Origin of the sequence: Clostridium coskatii, assembly GCF_001675205.1 — a bacterium.
GTDB lineage: Bacteria > Bacillota > Clostridia > Clostridiales > Clostridiaceae > Clostridium_B > Clostridium_B ljungdahlii.
Genome location: NZ_LROR01000057.1, coordinates 49545 through 71798 on the forward strand (window position 1 = coordinate 49545; position 22254 = coordinate 71798).

Annotated in this window: 18 protein-coding genes and 1 riboswitch; of the genes, 17 read left to right on the forward strand and 1 reads right to left on the reverse strand. The window is 31.3% G+C overall.

Going from position 1 to position 22254, the window contains the following annotated elements:
* The first annotated feature begins 40 nt into the window (after positions 1–40).
* The gene (locus tag CLCOS_RS14505) at positions 41–742 is read left to right on the forward strand and encodes a hypothetical protein (RefSeq protein WP_063600964.1); all 702 of its coding nucleotides are present in this window, start codon (positions 41–43) and stop codon (positions 740–742) included.
* Positions 743–1254: 512 nt separating this feature from the next.
* Here the strand turns inward: CLCOS_RS14505 and CLCOS_RS14510 are convergent.
* Complete coding sequence (locus tag CLCOS_RS14510; protein ID WP_063600963.1) at positions 1255–3099, reverse strand: YgiQ family radical SAM protein; 1845 nt, start codon at positions 3097–3099, stop codon at positions 1255–1257.
* Between the two features lie 420 nt (positions 3100–3519).
* Positions 3520–3686, forward strand: a riboswitch (M-box (ykoK) riboswitch).
* 238 nt (positions 3687–3924) lie between these two features.
* Between CLCOS_RS14510 and CLCOS_RS14515 the strand changes: the two genes are divergently transcribed.
* The 16 genes from CLCOS_RS14515 to uvrA all read left to right on the forward strand — a co-directional run bounded on the left by CLCOS_RS14515 (position 3925) and on the right by uvrA (position 22223).
* Positions 3925–5187 (forward strand): magnesium transporter, encoded by a 1263-nt coding sequence (locus CLCOS_RS14515; RefSeq protein WP_013236981.1) that lies wholly within the window; start codon positions 3925–3927, stop codon positions 5185–5187.
* Between the two features lie 118 nt (positions 5188–5305).
* Entirely contained in the window at positions 5306–5995 is a 690-nt protein-coding gene (sleB, locus tag CLCOS_RS14520; protein ID WP_013236982.1) for a spore cortex-lytic enzyme, read from the forward strand.
* A gap of 236 nt (positions 5996–6231) precedes the next feature.
* On the forward strand, positions 6232–6582 hold the full coding sequence (locus CLCOS_RS14525; protein WP_063600962.1) for a DUF6514 family protein: 351 nt from the start codon (positions 6232–6234) through the stop codon (positions 6580–6582).
* Positions 6583–6708: 126 nt separating this feature from the next.
* Complete coding sequence (acpS, locus tag CLCOS_RS14530; protein WP_013236984.1) at positions 6709–7113, forward strand: holo-ACP synthase; 405 nt, start codon at positions 6709–6711, stop codon at positions 7111–7113.
* Entirely contained in the window at positions 7085–8584 is a 1500-nt protein-coding gene (locus CLCOS_RS14535; RefSeq protein ID WP_063600961.1) for a bifunctional ADP-dependent NAD(P)H-hydrate dehydratase/NAD(P)H-hydrate epimerase, read from the forward strand. Before acpS ends, CLCOS_RS14535 begins: the two co-directional genes overlap by 29 nt.
* 95 nt (positions 8585–8679) lie before the next feature.
* The gene (locus tag CLCOS_RS14540) at positions 8680–9288 is read left to right on the forward strand and encodes a germination lipoprotein GerS-related protein (protein ID WP_023162598.1); all 609 of its coding nucleotides are present in this window, start codon (positions 8680–8682) and stop codon (positions 9286–9288) included.
* A 1010-nt stretch (positions 9289–10298) separates the two neighbouring features.
* Positions 10299–10619 (forward strand): CopG family ribbon-helix-helix protein, encoded by a 321-nt coding sequence (locus CLCOS_RS14545; RefSeq protein ID WP_029170139.1) that lies wholly within the window; start codon positions 10299–10301, stop codon positions 10617–10619.
* A complete protein-coding gene (locus CLCOS_RS14550) occupies positions 10579–10929 on the forward strand; it encodes a type II toxin-antitoxin system PemK/MazF family toxin (protein ID WP_013236988.1) in 351 nt (116 codons plus the stop codon). Before CLCOS_RS14545 ends, CLCOS_RS14550 begins: the two co-directional genes overlap by 41 nt.
* A gap of 175 nt (positions 10930–11104) precedes the next feature.
* Entirely contained in the window at positions 11105–11929 is an 825-nt protein-coding gene (locus CLCOS_RS14555; protein ID WP_063600960.1) for a transketolase, read from the forward strand.
* Positions 11929–12870 (forward strand): transketolase family protein, encoded by a 942-nt coding sequence (locus tag CLCOS_RS14560; protein ID WP_013236990.1) that lies wholly within the window; start codon positions 11929–11931, stop codon positions 12868–12870. Before CLCOS_RS14555 ends, CLCOS_RS14560 begins: the two co-directional genes overlap by 1 nt.
* 186 nt (positions 12871–13056) lie before the next feature.
* Positions 13057–13743, forward strand: a complete 687-nt coding sequence (ftsE, locus tag CLCOS_RS14565) for a cell division ATP-binding protein FtsE (RefSeq protein ID WP_013236991.1) — start codon at positions 13057–13059, stop codon at positions 13741–13743.
* The gene (gene ftsX, locus CLCOS_RS14570; RefSeq protein ID WP_013236992.1) at positions 13733–14623 is read left to right on the forward strand and encodes a permease-like cell division protein FtsX; all 891 of its coding nucleotides are present in this window, start codon (positions 13733–13735) and stop codon (positions 14621–14623) included. Before ftsE ends, ftsX begins: the two co-directional genes overlap by 11 nt.
* Positions 14624–14796: 173 nt before the next feature.
* Positions 14797–15972 carry a S41 family peptidase gene (locus CLCOS_RS14575; protein WP_063600959.1) on the forward strand — a complete coding sequence of 392 codons (1176 nt, stop codon included), beginning with the start codon at positions 14797–14799 and terminating at the stop codon, positions 15970–15972.
* A 103-nt stretch (positions 15973–16075) separates the two neighbouring features.
* Complete coding sequence (locus tag CLCOS_RS14580; protein ID WP_063600958.1) at positions 16076–17377, forward strand: PDZ domain-containing protein; 1302 nt, start codon at positions 16076–16078, stop codon at positions 17375–17377.
* Between the two features lie 3 nt (positions 17378–17380).
* A complete protein-coding gene (gene uvrB, locus CLCOS_RS14585; RefSeq protein WP_063600957.1) occupies positions 17381–19363 on the forward strand; it encodes an excinuclease ABC subunit UvrB in 1983 nt (660 codons plus the stop codon).
* A 37-nt stretch (positions 19364–19400) separates the two neighbouring features.
* Positions 19401–22223, forward strand: a complete 2823-nt coding sequence (gene uvrA / locus CLCOS_RS14590) for an excinuclease ABC subunit UvrA (protein WP_063600956.1) — start codon at positions 19401–19403, stop codon at positions 22221–22223.
* Positions 22224–22254: the final 31 nt, after the last annotated feature.

Genomic DNA, 22254 nt, shown 5'->3' on the forward strand with positions numbered 1-22254 from the left:
TAAATATAATTAGAATACTATTAATAAAGAAGGAGAATATATGGCATTCTACGTTTATGTTTTTTTATTGCTTATCATGCTTATAATGCTCTTCAGAGGAGCTATTTTAATTAGATTTTTATCGGATAAAATAAAAGTTGTAGCTTTTATTATTATAGGGGCTATGTTGTTAAGGTACACTTCTATTTTTATTATGTACTTTTCCAGCAGTATGAAATATTTATATTTGCTGAAAGTGCCTTTTTTCTTGAATTTACTCTCAGTCCCAATTATAGTTATTACAGTGCTTTATATTTTTGTAAGAAAAGATAATGTTAAATTTTATTACATATTTATAATAACTGCAGTACTTTGTGCTGCATATGCTATTGTGATGTATAAGTGCGAAGCTGTACTGCAGAACTTAGAGGAGTACAAGTTTATTTTAGGATATACTCTTGTTTTATCAAATCAATATATATACTGGGGATACTTGGTATTTAATACTTTAGTAATATTTTTTGTTTTGGGATTTGTTAATAAAACCAATGCCAATAAACTTGGTATATACATGGTATTGTTGGCAGCTTGCATAACTATATCAGAGCTCATAGCGTGGCTTATGGGTATTAGAGTTTTAGCAGAAAATATACTTGGAGATGTAGGCTGGATTGTTGTTTTCATATATGCTTTGAATAAAGTGAAAAAAACAGCTGACAGGCTTAATTACAAAGTCCCTAACAAAGTTTCATGTAAAAAATAACTTATGCTCCGAACATTTTTACAACATTTAACATGGTAAAAAGTTTAAAGTCCAAATATCAAAGTTCAAATAATGATGACTTCTCTCGTACCTCAGGAAATCTATAATTTTAATGTTTCATGACGTTGGGAGGAAAGTTATCATATAATGTTCTAATTTAAGAAATTCTTTTATATGTAAAGATATTTTTACAATAATGAAGTACTTTTAAATATTTTGTATATAAGTCTTAGTGAAAAATTCCTTAAAAAATCTTAGAACTTTCGAATTGTTTGAGGCACGAGTTTTGAAAAGTTCTTAGATTTTTGGAATTTTTTGCTTAGACTTATCAAAATATTTAACGTACTTAAGGTTGTAAAAATATCCGGAATATAAACAGAGTTCTTGGCATCAGATGGAGTTTTGACTCCACCTGATGCTTAGAAATCGTTATCCAGGGACATAGCTGCTCTTTACTCCCACTTGGAGAAGTGGAAGTATTAGAGCAGGTAGTCATCGGATAAAGCCATTTCTTACTTAGAGCTCTTATGACTACTTTTATGATGACGTCTTCTTGGAGAATTTTTTGGTATTAAGCAATGAGGACCAGATCCAATTAGATCTTCACGACCACATTTGATTAAAGCCTCTTTTACTAAATTGTAATTTTTCGGAACAGAAAATTGTAAAAGTGCTCTTTGTTCATTTTTCTCTTTTTGTGATTTAGGTACATATACTTTCTCACCACTTAAAGGATTAATGCCTGTATAGTACATAGTTGTAGATAAACTACCAGGTGTAGGATAAAAATCCTGAACTTGTTCAGGAGTATATCCCATGCTTTTTATATACTCAGCTAGTTCTATAGCTGCATTTAAATCACTTCCCGGGTGACTGGACATGAGGTAAGGAACTAGATATTGTTTTTTATTTATTTTTTTGTTTATTTCAAAATATTTTTTTACAAATTTATTGTATACGTCCATTTTAGGTTTTCCCATTTGATTTAGAACCCTGTCGCTTATATGTTCTGGAGCTACCTTTAATTGACCACTTATGTGATATTTACATAAGTCTTCAAAAAAATCCGTATTTTTATCATTTATTAAATAGTCATATCTTATTCCTGAACGTATAAATACCTTTTTTATACCAGGAATTTTTCTTATTTTCCTCAATAGATTTAAGTATTCACTATGATCTATAATTAAGTTTTTGCAGGGAGAAGGGAAGAGACATTGTCTATTTTTACACACCCCAGCCTTTTCTTGTATTTTGCACGCCTTATGCCTAAAATTTGCAGTAGGACCTCCTACATCATGTATGTATCCTTTAAAGTCGTCTAAAGTAGTTAATAATTTGGCCTCGTCAATTATAGACTTTTGGCTCCTATTTTGGATGGTTCTACCTTGGTGAAAAGTAAGAGCGCAAAAAGAGCAGCCTCCATAACAACCCCTATGACTTGTAATGGAGAAACTTACTTCTTTTATAGCAGGTATTCCACCAAATTTTTCATATATAGGGTGGTATGTTCTCATGTAGGGTAAATCATATACTATATCCATTTCCTCTTCTGTTAATGGAAACTGTGGTGGGTTTTGAACAATATAATGATCTCCATGTTTTTGTATTAAGGTTTTTCCTCTTAATGCGTCTTGTTCGTAATATTCTAGTTTATAGCTTTCGGCATAAGCGTTTTTTTCTTGCGTTACTTTTTCAAAAGAAGGTACTTCTACATAATCCTTTATGAGCGATTTATCTTTACAAGGGTACACTGTACCTCTTACATCTGTAATTTTATGGATGCTCATTCCATATTTCAATAGGTTTGCCACTTGTACTATGGTTTTTTCTCCCATACCATATATGAGTAGATCTGCTTTTGAATCTAAAAGGATACTTCTTCTTACATTATCACTCCAGTAATCATAGTGGGCAAATCTCCTTAAACTAGCTTCTATTCCACCAATTACTATTGGAACATCCTTATAGGCTTCTCTTGCCCTGTTACAGTATACTATTACAGCTCTGTCGGGCCTATAACCAGATTTACCTCCTGGGGAGTAAAGATCATCATGCCTTTTTTTCTTTGACGCAGTATAATGATTTACCATAGAATCTATATTTCCGGAATTTATTAAAAAGGCCAATTTAGGTTTTCCAAGTTTCATAAAGTCATTTACATTTTTCCAGTTAGGCTGAGCTATTATTCCTACTTTAAAACCCTCCTTTTCCAGGACTCTTGATATTATAGCTGAGCCGAAAGAAGGATGATCTACGTAAGCATCTCCTGTTATAAGGACAAAATCTAACTGATTTATATTTTTTGCGTTCATGTCGTTTTTACATATAGGTAAAAAACTAGTATTTAAATTCAATTTACATTCTCCGTTCTTATATTTCAGATTTAGTTTCACTTATTTTTAGTATAACATATTATATTATGAGATAAATATTTAGGAATATGTAGATTTTGAATAGTGATAAGGAAAAGAGAACACACACTAAATAATATAAACATGCAAAGATAAATTATGATATTTTACATTAAAATGAGCAAAATGAAATTAAAGTATCATAACAGGTAAATATAAATAAATTTAATATTTACTAGTTGCATTATAGTGAATTTGTAATATAATTATAATATAAACAGAGTTCTTGGTTTCAGGTGGAGTTTTTTCTCCATCTGAAACTTAGAAATCGTTATCCAGGGGTGTAGCAGCCGTTATCCCCCACTTTATAAGAAGATGGGGGGTATTACGGCTGGTAGCCATCGGATAAAAGTAAATGTTTATGTTTAATTATGTTAGGTGAGGCTCCTATATAGACATATGCTGCTGCCCCGAAACATCGAGAGATGCCAATGGGTGAACAGGTATTACCGTAGTAAGGTTTTACTTAATGCAGCTGGATGAAAATCTAAAGCTATATAGTGCTAAAACTCGTACGATTAAAAAAGTTTTAGTTTAAGAGCCCTATGGGCTTTTTTTAGTTGTTTGCATATGTTTAAATTTTTTAATTTAGGTGGTGTGTTAAATGGAAAACGGACCTTATGGAGGTCGGTGCATCTTAGAAGAAAATTTAATAGAAGGAGTGCAGGGAAGTATTAGGTCTAATTGGTGATGGCAATGCTATTGATAACTTTTAAAACGTTGATGTAGATTCTATAAATATTTCTCTGCATATAAGGAGGAATATTTATGAAAAAGTTATCTAGTTTCTTGTTGAGTAAGGTTCTTTATAAAAAGGTTTATAATGAATTTGACGAATATGTAGGGAAACTTTGGGACGTTTATGTATCTTCTGATCATGGAATGCCAAGAGCCATAGGATATAAGATAAAAAAGGGCAAAGAAATACTTAATTGTGAGTGTAGGAACATAAACTTTTATGATGATAACGACAAGGTTATAATTAAAGGAGAAGGTATAAGGGAAATAATACTTCAAAGTTATTCCTATCTTTTATCAAAACATCTTTTAGATAGACAGATAGTGGATATAAACGGGAAAAAACTTGTAAGAGTTAATGATCTCAGAATTGCAGAAATGGCAGGAGAGTATAGGGTTGTAGCAGTAGATACAGGAGTTCTTGCTTTAGGAAGAAGGCTTGGTATAGAAAAAATCATAAAAAAGTTTTATGATTTATTTAATAAAAAACCTGAAGATAGCCTTATAATTTGGGATAATGTAGAATCACTAGAAATGATAAATAACAATTTAAAACTTTCCGTACCATATAAAAAGTTATCTAAACTCCATCCTGCTGATTTAGCAGATATATTAGAAGATATGGATGTAAACTACAGAAAGAAGGTTTTTGAAAGTTTAGATGAGGATCTAGCAGCGGATACATTAGAGGAAATAGATCCAGAAGTACAACTGGATATTCTGGAAAATTTGAGTCAATCTAAAAGGGATGAGGTATTATACAATATGCCTAATGATGAAATAGCGGATATTTTAGATGAAGTAGATAAAGATACTGCAGAAAAAATACTTATAAATATGGAAAAAAATGATGCAGATGAAGTAAGATCACTTATGGAATATAAGGAAGAAACTGTAGGAAGTATAATGAATAAGGATTTTATCTGCTTTAATATAAACATAACCGTTAAAGATACTATTGAGTTTTTAAAAGAAATTAATCCGGAAGATGAGGTATCACATTATATATATATTATCAATGATCAAAAGCAGCTTGAAGGTGTGGTGTCTCTGAAAGACTTGATATTGTCAGATTTTGAAGATACATTAAAGGCGATAATGATCAAGGATGTAGTAAGTATAAATCATAAGGAAAATATAGATGAAGCCATAGAGATGTGTTCAAAATATAATCTTATTTCATTACCTGTAATAGATGATGAAGAAAAGCTGTGTGGCATAGTTATAATGAATGACTTAGTAGAAGACATATTAATACCAAATTGGAGAAAAAGGCTAAGAAAAGTAGGATAGAAAATACTATCAATTCCACTTATTTAAAGTGAAATTGATAGTATTTTTTTATGTATTTTTTACTTCGTTTGTGTACAGACTACATTTAGGAGAACCAACATTAAAAGGAGATGGTCATATGGGTAAGAAAATTATGAGATTTAAAAGAGAATTAGTACTAATACTTGCTATAGTGTTTACATATGCATCAACTTCTCTATTCTTGCTCCCCTATAATAATGCAGTGAAAGCTGTGGCCTACTACTATGGCTCAAGAGGAAATATGGTAATACAAATACAGCAAAAACTCAGAAGTTGGGGGTATTATAATGGCAGCGTAGATGGAGTATACGGTTATCAAACTTACACTGCAGTAAAATATTTTCAGTCGAAAAATGGACTAAAATCTGATGGTATAGTTGGAGATGCAACTTTAGCAGCCCTTGCAATAAATACTGGAAGCAATACTGGTGGAAACAGCCAAAATGTAACATTAATAGCTAGATTGATAAATGGAGAGGCTAGAGGAGAACCTTATGAAGGACAGGTAGCAGTAGGAGCTGTAATACTAAATAGAACTAGGGATCCTAGGTTTCCATCTACTGTAGCAGGAGTTATATATCAACCAGGAGCTTTTACTGCTGTGGTGGATGGACAAATACATTCAAATATGCAACAGAGCTCTATAAATGCAGCAAGGGATGCTTTAAATGGATGGGATCCTTCAGGAGGAGCAATATACTATTTTAATCCCTCTACAGCAACAAGTTCATGGATATGGTCGAGACCTCTTATTAAAATTATAGGTAAACATAGATTTTGCAGGTAGTTTAAAAATATATAGCCAAAATAGATGAGCTTTCGACAGCATCATTTAATAAAAATTGTTATTAAATAGGATAAAAATATATATGCTTTTAAGATAAGTGAGCAATAGATTTTTATTGTCATATATAAGGGATAATTTCTAAGAAAAGCTAATCAGGAAGTGACACATTTTTTTTTATATATATGCTAATATATTTTTAAGACAATAATGAGCTAGGTTATGGGGGGAGAAAATTTATGATAATAGAGAATCTTATTAGTAAGGAGAAAGTAGATCAAATTAAGTATGTATACTTTTATAGATTACTTAAAGGCAAAATAGCTATTTCATATTCCCATAAGGATGTTGAAGAGGTGCAGGCTTATGGAATTGAAATTGAGAGACAGGATATATTAGATGGAAAATTGATAAATGTGCAAAGAGATAGTGTTCAAAATATAAGTCCCGAAAGGTATAAAGTACATAATTTATTGAAATTACTATATGACAATAAAGTTTCACCTATCCACTTGGTTGATGTAATAGGTGATTATGTAGACGAATACAGTATGGACTTTGACAACCAAAAAAATTATGCAGCATATTAATTTAATAGAAAAGGGGAGAAATCCTCTTTTTTTTATATAAAAAGTTAATATATCTATTATACCTATATTAAAAAATTAATATAATAGGTATATAATTAAAGGTATTAAAATTGGAGGTGTTATATTTTGATATTTGGGGTTGGGGTTGATATAGTTGAAATCAGGAGAATAGAACAGGCTGTTAGTAAACACTCAAATTTTATAGATAGAATTTTTAGTAAGAATGAAGTAGAATATCTTAAAAATAAAAATTTAAGACCTGAATTTATAGCAGGAAGGTTTGCTGCTAAGGAAGCTATAGTAAAGGCACTAGGAACTGGATTTAGTGGTTTTGATTTTAGAGATATAGAAGTAGATAGAACTGCTTTAGGTAAACCTATTGTAGTATTAAAGGGAAAGGCAAAGTTAATAGCTAATAAATGTGGGAATTACAAGATTCATCTCAGTATATCTCATGGAGTGGATAACGCTATAGCCTATGCCGTAATGGAGGTAGATGGAGTTGAAGATAGCGACTGTAAAAATAGCTAGAGCTGTAGATGGGTACAGTATAAATGAATTAAAAATACCAGGAATTGTACTTATGGAAAATGCAGCACTAAAGGTAGTCAAAAACATAGATCTAAAAAAATGTGAATCTTTTTGTGTAATTTGTACAAAGGGAAATAATGGTGGAGATGGCTTTGCGGTAGCAAGACATCTTTATAATTTAAACAAAAAGGTTCATGTATTTTTAGTTGGAAAAGAAAGTGGAATGAGTGAAGATTGCAGCGTAAATTACAACATTTTGAAAAATTTAAAGATTAATTTAGATATAGTAGATTCAGAAAAAAGTCTTGTAAAACTTAAAAAGTGTATAAAAGAAAGTGATGTTACTATAGATGCTTTGTTTGGAACAGGAATTTCTAGAAATATACTAGGAATACAAGATTCTGTAATAACCCTTATTAATGAGTATGGCAGTTATATTATTTCTGTAGATATTCCCTCTGGGCTTAATGGTGATACAGGAAATGTTATGGGTAACTGTGTGAGAGCTAATAAAACTATTACTTTTCAGCTATATAAAATGGGATTTCTAAAATACGGAAGTGATAAATTTACAGGTGAAGTGATAGTAGAGGACATAGGAATTCCAAGTTTAGCTGTTGAAAAATTTTCTGGATCTGAATTTATAATGGATCAAGATTTTATAAAAGGAAAACTAAAAATTAGAGATAAGTATAGTCATAAAGGAGACTATGGAAGGGTACTTATTATAGCTGGATCTAAGGGATTTACAGGAGCAGCTTATATATGTACTCAGGGAGCAGTAAGAAGTGGTGCAGGACTTGTCACTTTAGGATGTTATAAAGATATACAACCTATACTTAGTGAAAAGCTTGTTGAAGGTATGACTATAGATTTGGAAGAAAATTTTAAATTAGAAAAAACTATAGAAAAAAGCGATGCTATTGCTATAGGCCCAGGTATGGGAGCTAATGATAGTACTTTAAACTTGGTGAAAAAAGTTATTACTACTTTCAAAAAAACGGTAGTAATAGATGCAGATGGAATCAATGTCCTAAGTAGGAATCTTAACATTTTAAAACAGAAAAAATGTAATGTGATTTTAACCCCCCATTTGGGAGAAATGGCTAGAATTACCGGTTTAGGAATTGAATATATAAGCGAAAATAGAATTAAAGTAGCCAAAGACTTTGCGAAGGAGTATAATATAATTGTACTTTTAAAAGGATATAATACGGTTATTACAGATGGAAACTCAGTTGCCATAAACTCTACAGGAAATTCAGCTATGGCTTCAGGTGGCATGGGAGATTGTCTAACGGGAATTATAGCTTCTTTTTCTGCACAAAAACAAGGTCCTTTTGAAGCAGCTTCTATTGCTGCATTTATACATGGATATGTAGGAGAAGAATTATCGAAAGATATGTATTCTGTAAATGCCAGTCATGTTTTACATCAATTGCCTTTTTCAATAAAAAAATTAACAGAATAGTTTTATTTTCATATAATTATTTCATAAAAAAGTAATATAGAAAAACATAATAGAATAGATTAGTAGTAAAAAGTTGTGAAAACTGGAGGAACGAAGTGAGAAAAAGACTACTGATATTAGGAATTATGTTTTTTATTTTAAGTGTAATTTTTTCATCTTGTGGTAAAGACCCTCAAAATACAGAGAAAATAATTTATTATTTAAAGAATTTGAACAGCTACAGCTGCAATGTAAATATTTTAATAAAAAATGACAAACAGCAGATAAATTATAATGGAAGGCAATTTTATGACAGTAGATATGGAGAGAGATTTGATTTAGACAACAATAGAATAATTATCTATAAAGATAACAAAATATATGTTAAGGATATTAAAAGAGGAAATTCCTATAATATAGATAAAAATTTTCAAAGTTTATTTAAGTTTAGTTTTATAAAAGAATATATCTCTCTCCTTTATACGAATGAAAAGATTGAAAATTCATTTAAAAAGGTTGGAAATGAAGAATATCAAGTTATAAATTTAGACATACCTGGCAATAATAAAAATATGTATAAAGCCCAGTTGTATGTAAATATAAAAGATAATGTTCCTGCATACGTCATAATATACGATTCTAAATATAAAAAACGGATAGAAATTAAATATACTGATTTTAAAGCCAATGTGGAATTAAAAGAGGATATGTTTAAGATAAATTAGTTTTAATATAAGAATATGTAAGTAATATTTTTAATCAATAATCTCATAATTTTACTGAGAAATGTATTCAAGTACTTAATTGATTTTGGGGGGTGATATTTTTATAGTCAAACATTAGGCATGTATAGTAAAAATTAATTTAAGGTGATATTGTATATAATAATAGGTACCTTCAATCATATGATGTGGACAAGAGCTAATTAATTATAAGAGTTGAAATAATTATAAAGGTAATGTAGATGATGGCATCATGCTCATGGTTGAAAAAATTGATTGAAGTTTAATACAAAAGATAGTAAAGTGGTTAAAATTACAGAAGATAACAAGTTCATATATATTTTTTTTAACTGTCATATGTACTCTACTTTTTAAGTTAGGATAATTGCTGTATGCAGCAGTTATATCTTAATTGTAAATAAATTTTAATAAATAAAATCATAGAATTAAATTAATTACATATTTAGAAAGGAATACTTGCATATGGCTTTTAACAAACTGCGTTTTCAATAATTATTATATAAGTAATTATGTATATGAAAAAACTGAAACATTTCTTAAAACATATTTTCCAATCTGATATATAGACATATACACACCAGAAAATTATGAATATAAGCTTAGAAATTGGTATAGGATAATAATAAGGTTAATGAATGAAAATTTTATTCATAAAGTTGATTTGCATTACAAATGATTAACATGAGATTAACATAAAATTAGTAATTGAGTGTAAAAAGTAAATTATACAATATGCAAATAACTACAATGAATTATTACATATATATTTAATTAATATCTGAAATTGTTACATATAAAATTATAATAGACTTAAATAGAAACATGGCAAAAGTTATATTAAATCAATATAGATATGAAAAGCCCTATGTAAAAAATACAAGTAGAAAAATGTTGAAATTAAAGATAATTTCTTTGACACACTTGTGGATTTGGTAATATAATTACGTTGTATATATCTTTCGCTTAGGGTAATAGGAGGTATTAATTTGTATATGTCAAATTCTAAAAGATTGGTGGTAAACCTCTCAGAAACACTATACAATGAATTTAACAAAGCACTTAAAGAAGATTGCAAAAAAAGAAGTGAATTTATTAGGGAAGTTATCATATTATATATTAATGAGAAAAAAAGGTTAAATAGAATATCAGAAATGGAAAAAGGATATAGGGAAATGGCGCAGCTTAATCTTGAATTCGCAGAAATGGGCTTTGCAAGTGACATAAAGGAATTAAAAGAATATGAAGCGAAGCTTTCGGAGAGTGATTTGTCAGATGACAACAGTAGTGAAAAGAGGAGATATATTTTATGCTGATTTGAGCCCTGTAGTTGGGTCTGAACAAGGAGGGGTAAGGCCGGTTATTATTCTGCAAAATGATGTAGGTAATAAGTACAGTCCCACTGTAATTGTTGCGGCTATTACTTCTCAGATAAATAAAGCAAAACTACCTACTCATGTTGAAATTTCTTCAGAAGCCTATGGGCTAAACAAAGATTCGGTAGTGCTGCTTGAACAAATAAGAACTTTAGATAAAAGAAGGTTAAAGGAAAAAATTGGCCATATGACAGATGTAGATATGAAAAAGGTAGATGGTGCACTTCTAGTGAGTGTAGGACTACAGTAAGTATTCCAATTTCATCTAATATTTTATGAATTTTATAGTTAATATTGTGAACTATAGGCCCCTGCATCTTAAATGTAGGGGTGAAATTTTATGGCTAGGATTATATATAAAAATAAAATTTTGTGTTAAAATAATAAGTATAGTTTTTGCTTATATAGCTTAGGAGGTTAAGGGTGTGAAAAAAGACATAGAAGAACTTAAGAAGATTGCTGTAACTATAAGAAAAGACATAATAAAAATGTTAACCGAATCTAGTTCAGGTCATCCAGGTGGTTCATTATCTGCAGTGGAGGTTTTAACCACTTTATATTTTTATGAAATGAATATTAATCCGGAGCAACCTAGAGATTTAAATAGGGATAGATTTGTATTATCAAAAGGACACGCAGCACCTGCATTATATAGTACCCTTGCAAGAAAAGGATATTTTGATGTAGATGAGTTAAAATCACTTAGAAAGATTGGATCAATGCTTCAAGGACATCCTAATATGAATGAAGTGCCAGGAATAGATATGTCTACAGGTTCTTTAGGACAGGGGGTATCTGCGGCTGTAGGAATGGCATTAGCTGGAAAAATGGATAAAAAGGATTACAGAGTTTATACTTTATTAGGTGATGGAGAACTTGAAGAAGGAGAAGTTTGGGAGGCAGCTATGGCTGCAGGACATTATAAACTAGATAATCTTACAGCTTTTGTAGATGCTAATGGACTTCAAATAGATGGACCTTGCGAAGAAGTAATGTCAGCATATCCAATTGGGGATAAGTTTAAGGCATTTAAGTGGAATGTTATAGAAGTAAATGGACATAGTTTTGAAGAACTAATAGATGCTATTGAAAAAGCAAAAACAGTTAAAAACAAACCAACTATGATAGTATGTAAGACTATTAAAGGTAAGGGAGTTTCTTTCATGGAAAATGAAGTTGGCTGGCATGGTTCAGCGCCAAATATAGAACAATGTGAGAAAGCATTAGCTGAACTTGGAGGTGAGGAGTAATGTCAAATAAAATAGCAACTAGAGAAGCTTACGGAAAAGCATTAGTGGAATTAGGAGCTGAAAATAAAAAAGTAGTAGTCCTTGATGCGGATCTTTCAAAGTCTACTAAGACTGCTAAGTTTAAGGATGCATATCCAGATAGATTTATGGATATGGGAATAGCTGAAGGTAATATGATGGCAGTAGCAGCAGGTTTGTCTACTTGTGATAAGATACCTTTTGTAAGTACTTTTGCCATGTTTGCAACGGGAAGAGCATTTGAGCAGGTAAGAAATTCTATATGCTATCCTAAATTAAATGTTAAAATATGTGCTACTCATGCTGGTATTACAGTAGGGGAAGATGGAGCATCTCATCAGTCGGTAGAAGATATATCGCTTATGAGAAGTATACCTAATATGACAGTTATATGTCCAAGTGATGCAGTAGAAGCAGAAGCTGCCGTTAAAGCTGTAGCTGAAATGGATGGACCTTGTTATGTAAGACTTGGCAGGTCAGGAGTATCTGTTATAAATGACAATGCAGATTATAAATTTGAAATAGGAAAAGCAGTACAGCTTAGAGAAGGAAAAGATGCAGTTATTATTGCAACTGGTATAATGGTTGACGCAGCACTAGAAGCATATAATAATCTAGCAGAAGAAGGCATTAAAGTATCAGTCTTAAACATACATACAATAAAACCTATAGACAAGGAAGCAGTAATAAATGCAGCAAGACAAACTGGTGCGGTCATAACTGCAGAAGAGCACAGTGTTATTGGGGGACTTGGATCAGCTGTATGCGAAGTTTTAAGTGAAAATTTACCTACTCCAGTAGTAAGGGTAGGCATAAAAGATACTTTTGGTCAAAGTGGAAAGCCTGCAGAACTCTTAAAAGCCTATAAACTTACAGCAGAGGATATAGTGAAAGCTGTTAAAAAATGTATGGCTTTAAAATAGCAATTTAGTAGAAGACGATGTTATGATTTCATATAACATCGTCTTTTTAATAAAAGTAAACTTTAAGCTTTAGTTTGTTAATAATAATTTCATATATTTAATTTTTAGTTTCATCCTTCCGTATGATATAATGAACTTTGTAATGTAGCAAGCTGAAAAACTTGTTAAATATAAGGAGAGATTTAAATGATACAGTTCAAAAACGTAAGCAAGGTTTACAATAATAACATATTCGCACTGTCAAATATAAATTTGAAAATTGAAAAAGGGGAATTTGTTTTTTTAGTTGGACCTAGCGGAGCGGGAAAAACTACTTTTGTAAAGGCACTTTTGAAAGAAGTTCAACCTACATCAGGAGACATTATAGTTAATAATCTCAATATCACAAAATTAAAAAGAAGCAAGATACCTTTATATAGAAGAAAATTAGGAGTAGTTTTTCAAGATTTTAGGCTGATACCTACTTTAAATGTTTATGAAAATGTAGCATTTGCAATGAGGGTTATTGAAGCTCATCCAAAAGAAATAAGAAAAAAAGTACCTGTTGTACTTTCTTTAGTTGGGTTGGCAAATAAATACAAGTCGTTTCCACATGAACTTTCTGGAGGAGAACAGCAGAGAATTTCACTGGCAAGGGCTATAGTAAACAACCCATCCATATTAATAGCTGATGAACCTACAGGAAACTTAGACCCAGATACTTCTATGGACATAATGGAAACAATAAACGATATAAACGAGGCTGGAACAACAGTACTAATGGCAACTCATGCAAGCGATATAGTTGATTCTATGAGAAAGAGAGTTATAGCACTGGAAAAAGGTATTATAGTAAGAGATGAGCAAAGGGGTGCATACGGATATGAGGATTAGTACTGTAAGTTTTTCTATTAAGGATGCATTTAGAAATTTAAATAGAAATAAAACTATAAGTATAGCATCTGCAGCTACGGTAGCAGCTACGCTTTTTATTTTCGGTATATACCTGCTTGCTATGATGAATATCAAACAGGGTATATTGGAAGTGCAATCTAAAGTAGAGGTAAAGATATATCTTCAGGATAATATAACTAGAATTCAGAAGAGAAATATCGAGGACAAAATAAATACTACAGATGGAGTAGTCGATGTAAGTTACGAAACAAAATCTCAGGCATTAGATAAGTTTAGAAATCAGTTGGGACAGGAAAATAAATCTTTAGTAGAGGGACTTGAAAAGGACAATCCAATTCCAAGTGCATACATAGTGAAGGTTTCAGATCCCCAAGTCGTGTCCCGGGTAGTTAAAAATGTACAGGGAATGCCAGGAATATATAGTGTGCAAGATGCCAGGGAAATTGTGGATAAAATTATAGCTATAACTAGAACTATAAAATGGGTAGGAACTATTATATTTATAATATTAATAGGAGTTTCACTATTTTTAATAGGAAATACAATAAAGATAACTGTTTATTCTAGAAGAAAAGAAATAGGAATAATGAAATACATTGGAGCTACAGACTGGTTTATAAGATGGCCTTTTATTATAGAAGGTATTATAATAGGTATTGCAGGGGGAATAGTGTCGGATATAATACTTTATTATCTATATAAGATAGTATATGTTAAAGCAGCATCTACCCTTGTAATAATGCAGTTAATTAGTCCTACTTATGTAATCACTAGTATTTTGGGAATATTTATTTTGGTGGGTATTATTATAGGCGCTGCAGGAAGTGCACTATCTATTAGAAAATTCTTGGAAGTTTAAATTAGTATAGGATAATTAATTAAATTTTAGAGCTATATAGGGCATGCAGAAGTTTTATTTTTGCATGCCAATTTTATAATAGTTTTACAAATTTATTTTTTTTAGTGTTATAATTATTTAAGATTTACATAAATACTATAATAGTGAATGTTTCAAAAAATGAGGTGAGCAAATTGAATAGCAAGAGAAAATGGATAGGATGGACTATAGCAATTGTACTTATAACAAATATCCTTACAATGTTTGGAACTACAAGTTTTATAACAAGCGCTCAGGGAAATAATGTAGGAAATTTTGGAAAACTATTTGAAATTAGAAGTCAATTATATAAATATTATGATGGACCTATAAACGATGCAACTTTAGTTGAAGGTGCCATTAAAGGAATGACTTCATCGCTGAATGATCCTTATACTGTATTTATGAATAAAAAAGAATTTGAAGATTTTAATGTTCAAACTCAGGGAAATTATAGTGGTGTTGGAATTCAGGTTGCAGCAAAAGACAGTAATATTGTTGTAATGGATGTATTTGATAATTCCCCTTCAAAAAAAGCGGGAATAATGAAAAATGATGTAATTGAGAAAGTAAATGGTACTAGTGTTAGTGGAAAAGATCTAGATAAAGCTGTATCTTTAATGAAGGGTCAGGAGAATACGGAAGTTACGCTGACATTATATAGAGAGAGCAAAGGAAATTTTGATGTAAAAGTTAAAAGACAGAAAATAGACATTGCCACTGTAAAAGGTGAAATGCTGCAGGATAATGTAGGATATATTCAAGTAAGTATGTTTGACGAAAATACTGCAAAAAACTTTAAAGATCAATTGAACAAATTGAGGAGTCAGGGTATGAAATCATTGATTATAGATTTAAGAGATAATCCAGGTGGACTTTTAGATCAATGTGTTGATATGGTGTCTAATTTTGTACCTAGCGGTAAAGTTATAGTTTCTACAGTTGATAAATACAACAATAAAAAAGAGTATAAATCAAAAGGTGGAGATTTTACTAATTTGCCTTTGACAGTATTGACTAATGGAAATAGTGCCAGCGCATCGGAAATATTTTCAGGAGCCATTAGAGATTATAAAATTGGAACTTTAGTTGGAGAAAAAACCTATGGGAAAGGAGTAGTTCAGACTATACTTGATACAGGAAGCGGCACTGCACTCAAAGTTACTATATCAAAGTATTATACTCCAAATGGGGAAAACATACACAAGAAAGGGATAAAACCTAATATAGAAGTGGTATATCCTGAAGAACTCAAGAAAGCTGCTTATGATAGGAACAAAGATCCTCAATTTAGCAAAGCACTTGAAATAGCAAAAAGCAAAATAAAATAGATTTAAATTCTGACGAACTAGGAAAATATAATTGTATTTGAAGTTTTAAGTTAGACAGATTGGTTCTGTCTAACTTAATTTATGGAGAGGGGAACTAATTTTAATGATATTATTGTATACATTGAAGTCCATAGCTTTTGCATTGACAGAACCTTATTTAATAATTATTTTAGCTGTTCTTGCACTTGTGTTATACAGAAAAAATAAACAGATAACTGTAATGCAAAAGATGATAATTGGAGAAAGAGTTAACTCTCCTTTTGAACTTACAATGTCACAAATTGTAATAGGAATTTTTGCAGGGGTTGTCATTACTACTATTATGTCGTATTTAGGAATAGTTTTTGATGAAAGTTCCTCTGTAGATTTAGTATTTTTAGCATCTATAATATTTATGTTTTTTAATCCAAGATTCATATGTTTTTCTTACTCTGGTGCAGTACTTGGATTTTTAAGTCTTACGATGGCTATATTATCTTCAAAGTTTAACCTTCCAAATTTGAATTTCTTAAAAATAGATGTAGTTGCACTTATGAGTATGGTAGCTGTAATACATTTTGTAGAGGGAATTTTAATTATATTGGACGGAAAGACGGGATCTATTCCGGTTTTTACAAGTAAAGGTGGCAGTATAATAGGTGGATTTGCCCTGCGAAGGTATTGGATAGTTCCAGTGGCTATATTTTTTATGATTCATGATAAATCTGCAATAGCAAGTTCATGGCAGGTGTCTCTTCCTGGATGGTGGCCTATAGTAAAAACTTCTATACCGTTTAATATTTTGAAGAATGCAGTTCTTACATTAATGCCATTTTATGCTGTAGTAGGATACAATAGTGTGACTTTTACTAAAAGTGTAAAGGAAAAGAGTCGAATATCTGGTGTTATTGTAATGCTATACGGTATTATTTTATTTGGGATAGCACAATTGGCAGTTTTAAATATTGTGTTGAAATTCTTTGTAGTTATATTTGCACCTTTAGCTCATGAAGGAATTATTATCCTGCAAAGGTATTTGGAAAATAGAGGGGCACCTAAATACATAAGCAGCAGTGAAGGGATTATGGTACTTGCTGTGGCACCTAATTCACCTGCAAGTGAAATGGGAATAAAAACTGGAGATTTGTTGGTGGAAGTAAATGGCGAAAAAATTGAAAGTGAAGATAGAATAACTGAAATAGTAAAGGAATATTCAAATTTTATTTGGTTTAAAGTAAAAAATGTATCTGGGGCTTTAGAACAGGTTAGCTATAACAAGATGAACAAAGATAAGAGGCTTGGAATAGTTTTTGTACCCAGAAAGGTACCTAAGGACAGTATGGTTGTAAAGTTTGATAAAAGCCGATTTTCTCAAATGCTAAACGATATGAAAAATAAGGATAAAGATAAGGATAAGGATGATTAGAAAATGGGAGTTTTTAAAATACATTCTAAGTTTAAACCTACTGGAGATCAACCCAAAGCTATAGATAGTATAGCAGATGGTGTTTTAAAAGGAAATAAATTTCAAACATTACTTGGAGTAACTGGATCTGGTAAGACTTTTACTATGGCAAACATAATAGAAAAAGTACAAAAACCTACACTAGTGCTTGCACATAATAAAACTTTGGCAGCACAGTTATGTTCGGAATTCAGAGATTTCTTTCCAGATAATTCTGTAGAATATTTTGTATCATATTATGATTATTATCAACCAGAAGCATATATACCTCAGACAGATACTTATATAGAAAAAGATGCATCTATAAATGATGAAATTGATAAATTAAGACATTCTGCTACTTCTGCACTCCTGGAAAGAAAAGATGTGATTGTAGTAGCGTCAGTATCTTGTATTTATGGACTTGGAAATCCTGAAGAATATAAAAAATTAACTTTGTCTCTAAGGCCGGGAATGATAAAAAATAGAGATGAAGTCCTAAAAAAATTAGTAGAAATACAGTATGAAAGAAATGATATAAATTTTGTAAGAGGGACCTTTAGGGTAAAAGGGGATATAGTGGACATATTTCCAGCAGCATCTACAGATCACGCTATAAGGGTAGAGTTTTTTGGAGATGAAATTGATAAGATAAGGGAGTTTGATGTGCTCACAGGAGATACCATTGGATTTAGAAAACATGCAAATATATTTCCAGCATCCCATTTTGCCACTTCAAGAGAAAAAATGGAATTAGCCATAGAAAAGATAGAAGAAGAATTAGAACACAGACTTAAAGAACTTACATCTCAGGATAAATTGCTTGAAGCACAAAGATTAAAACAGAGAACTAATTTTGACATAGAAATGATGAGAGAAGTAGGATATTGCAGTGGAATTGAAAATTATTCTAGAATAATGGATGGAAGAGCTAAGGGAAGTCCTCCACAAACCCTTATTGATTATTTTCCAGATGATTTTTTGCTTTTTATAGATGAAAGTCATGTTACTCTTCCTCAGGTAAAAGCCATGTATGCGGGAGATAGATCCAGGAAAGATTCATTAGTGGAATATGGTTTTAGGCTTCCTTCTGCCTACGATAACAGACCTTTAAAATTTCAAGAATTTGAAAAGAAGATAAATCAGGTTGTGTTTGTGAGTGCTACACCTGCAGACTATGAGTTAGAACATTCCGAAAATGTGGCAGAACAAATATTAAGACCTACAGGACTTTTAGATCCTGAAATTATAGTGAAACCAATTAAAGGACAAATAGATGATTTGTATAATAGTATACAAAAAACTATATCAAGAGGATATAGGATACTTGTCACTACACTTACTAAAAAGATGGCAGAAGATTTAACAGATTATTTTAAAGACATGAATGTCAAGGCAAGATATCTTCATTCCAGTATAGCTACTATAGATAGGATGAAGATAATAAGGGATTTGAGAAAAGGAGAATTTGACGTCTTAGTGGGAATTAATCTTCTAAGAGAGGGACTTGATATACCTGAAGTTGCATTAGTTGCAATTTTAGATGCAGATAAGGAAGGATTTTTAAGATCAGAGAGATCTCTTATTCAAACTATAGGAAGGGCTGCAAGAAACTCTGAAAGCAAAGTTATAATGTATGCCGATGTTATTACAAAATCTATGGATAAAGCTATAAGTGAAACTAAAAGAAGAAGAAAAATACAAATTGAGTATAATAAGAAGAATGGAATAGTTCCAAAAACAATTAATAAGGCAATTAGAGAAGTTATAGAGTCAACTATGGTTTTGGAAGAAAAAGAAGAATATAATAGTTTAGAAGAAGCAGTAAAGGCGGACAATGAAAAAATAGATGAACTCATTGAAGCTCGTGAAAGACAAATGAAAACGGCAGCAAAAGAACTTAGATTTGAAGAAGCTGCTAAACTCAGAGATGCAATACTTAAGTTAAAAAAACAGAAAAATAAATAATATTGATAAAAGATTAGATAACTAAGGAGTTAAGTTTATGAAAGATAGCATAGTAATAAAAGGTGCTAAAGTTCACAATTTAAAAAATATAAGTTTGACTATACCAAGAGATAAGCTAATAGTTTTTACTGGGCTTTCAGGTTCGGGAAAATCTTCACTAGCATTTGATACTCTTTATGCAGAAGGTCAGAGAAGATACGTTGAATCATTATCTGCATATGCAAGACAATTCTTGGGCCAGATGGATAAACCAGATGTAGAATACATTGAAGGCTTATCACCTGCTATATCTATAGATCAGAAAACTACAAGTAGAAATCCACGTTCTACAGTAGGAACAGTTACAGAAATATATGATTATTTGAGGTTATTGTATGCACGTATAGGAGTGCCCCATTGTCCAAAGTGCGGCAAGGAAATAACCCAGCAGACAGTGGATCAAATGGTAGATAAAATTATGGAAATGCCAGAGAGAACTAAGATACAGATACTTTCACCTGTAATAAAGGGAAAAAAAGGAGAACACATAAAGGTACTGGAAAGCATAGTTAAAAATGGGTTTGTAAGAGCTAGAATTGATGGAGAAATAGTAGATCTTCAAGATGAAGAGATAAAATTAGAGAAAAATAAAAAGCATACTATTGAAATAGTAGTAGATAGGTTGATAATTAAAAGTGAAATAAGGAGCAGACTTGCGGATTCTATAGAAACCTCCTTAAAATTGTCCGATGGGATACTTATTGTAAATATATTGGGTGGAGAGGACATACTTTTCAGTGAGAAATTTGCATGTCCGGAATGTGGTATAAGTATAGGAGAGATTACTCCTAGAACTTTTTCTTTTAATTCACCTTTTGGAAAATGTGATACTTGTGATGGGCTTGGTACCTTGCTTGAGATAGATGAGAATCTAGTAATACCTGATAGAAAAAAGAGTATATTAGAAGGTGCTATTACAGCCTGGGGAGAAGGAAGTTTAAAGGAAGGTTCCTGGACTTTTAGTATACTGAAGGCTCTTTCGAGTACATTTAAATTTAAATTGGATACACCTATAGAAAAATTAGATCCTAAAGTAGTAGACATATTACTTTATGGATTAAGAGGCGGAAAAATAAGAGTTAAATACAGAAAAGAAAACAGAATGATGGAATTTAATCATTCTTATGAAGGAATAGTAAATACTTTGAAGAGAAGGTATATGGAGACAAATTCCGACTATATAAAAAAAGAAATAGAAAATTATATGAGTGATAATCCATGTCCAAAATGTAAGGGCGCCAGATTAAAACCTGAAGTATTAGCAATTACAGTAGGAGAAAAAAGCATATTTGAGCTGTGTAACATGTCTATAAAAGATGAATTGAAATTTTTTAAGGAGATACAGCTTTCGGAAAAAGATAAGATTATAAGTGACCAAGTATTGAAAGAAATAAGTGGTAGGTTACAATTTTTAATAGATGTAGGATTGGACTATTTGACATTGTCCAGAACTGCCGGAACTTTATCCGGAGGAGAGTCCCAAAGAATAAGACTTGCAACTCAAATAGGTTCAAGTTTGGTTGGAGTGCTTTATATATTGGATGAGCCAAGTATAGGGCTTCACCAAAGAGATAATGACAGACTTATATCTACTTTGAAGCATTTAAGAGATATTGGAAATACATTGATAGTAGTAGAACATGATGAGGATACAATGAGACAGTCGGATTTTATAGTAGATATAGGACCAGGAGCAGGAGAACATGGTGGAGAAGTAGTAGCTGCAGGGCCTATTTCGGATATTATAAAATGTGATAGATCAATAACAGGACAGTATTTAAGCGGAAAGAAAAAAATAGAAATACCTGAACATAGAAGGGAATGTAGCGGAAAATATATAAAAGTAATAGGTGCTTCAGAGAATAATTTGAAAAATATAGATGTTTCTTTTCCCTTAGGAATATTTACTTGTGTTACCGGTGTATCTGGATCTGGAAAAAGTACTTTAGTAAATGAAATATTATACAAAGCACTACATAAGGAATTAAACAATTCAAAAGATAGGCCGGGACATTATAAAAATATTTTGGGAACAGAAAATGTAGATAAAATTATAAATATAGACCAAAGTCCTATAGGAAGGACTCCAAGATCCAATCCTGCAACTTATACAGGAGTATTTGATATAATAAGGGAAGTGTTTGCAAGTACTTCTGAATCCAAGATGAGAGGATATAAACCTGGACGATTCAGCTTTAATGTAAAAGGAGGAAGATGCGAGGCTTGCAGCGGAGATGGAATAATAAAAATAGAAATGCAATTTTTATCAGACGTATACGTGCCTTGTGAAGTTTGTAAGGGAAAAAGATATAATAGAGAAACACTTCAAGTAAAGTATAAAAATAGAAATATTGATGATGTATTAAATATGACTGTAGAAGAAGCATTAAAATTCTTTGAAAATATACCAAGAATAAAAAATAAGCTGCAAACTCTTATGGATGTAGGACTAGGATATATCAAATTAGGTCAACCTTCCACACAATTGTCTGGTGGAGAGGCACAGAGAATAAAGCTTGCCCATGAATTATCTAAAAGAAGTACTGGGAAGACAATGTATATACTTGATGAACCTACTACAGGACTTCACATAGATGATGTAAGTAAACTTATAAATATACTTCAGAGAATTGTAGATGTAGGTAATACAATTGTGGTTATAGAACATAACTTAGATGTTATAAAGTGTGCGGATTATATCATTGATCTTGGACCTGAAGGTGGAGAAAAGGGAGGAAACATTCTCTGCATGGGTACTCCAGAACAAATATCTGAAAATAAGGGTTCTTACACAGGACAATACTTAAAAAAGATGTTATAATTTACATAAAGACTAGCATAAGCACACCTAT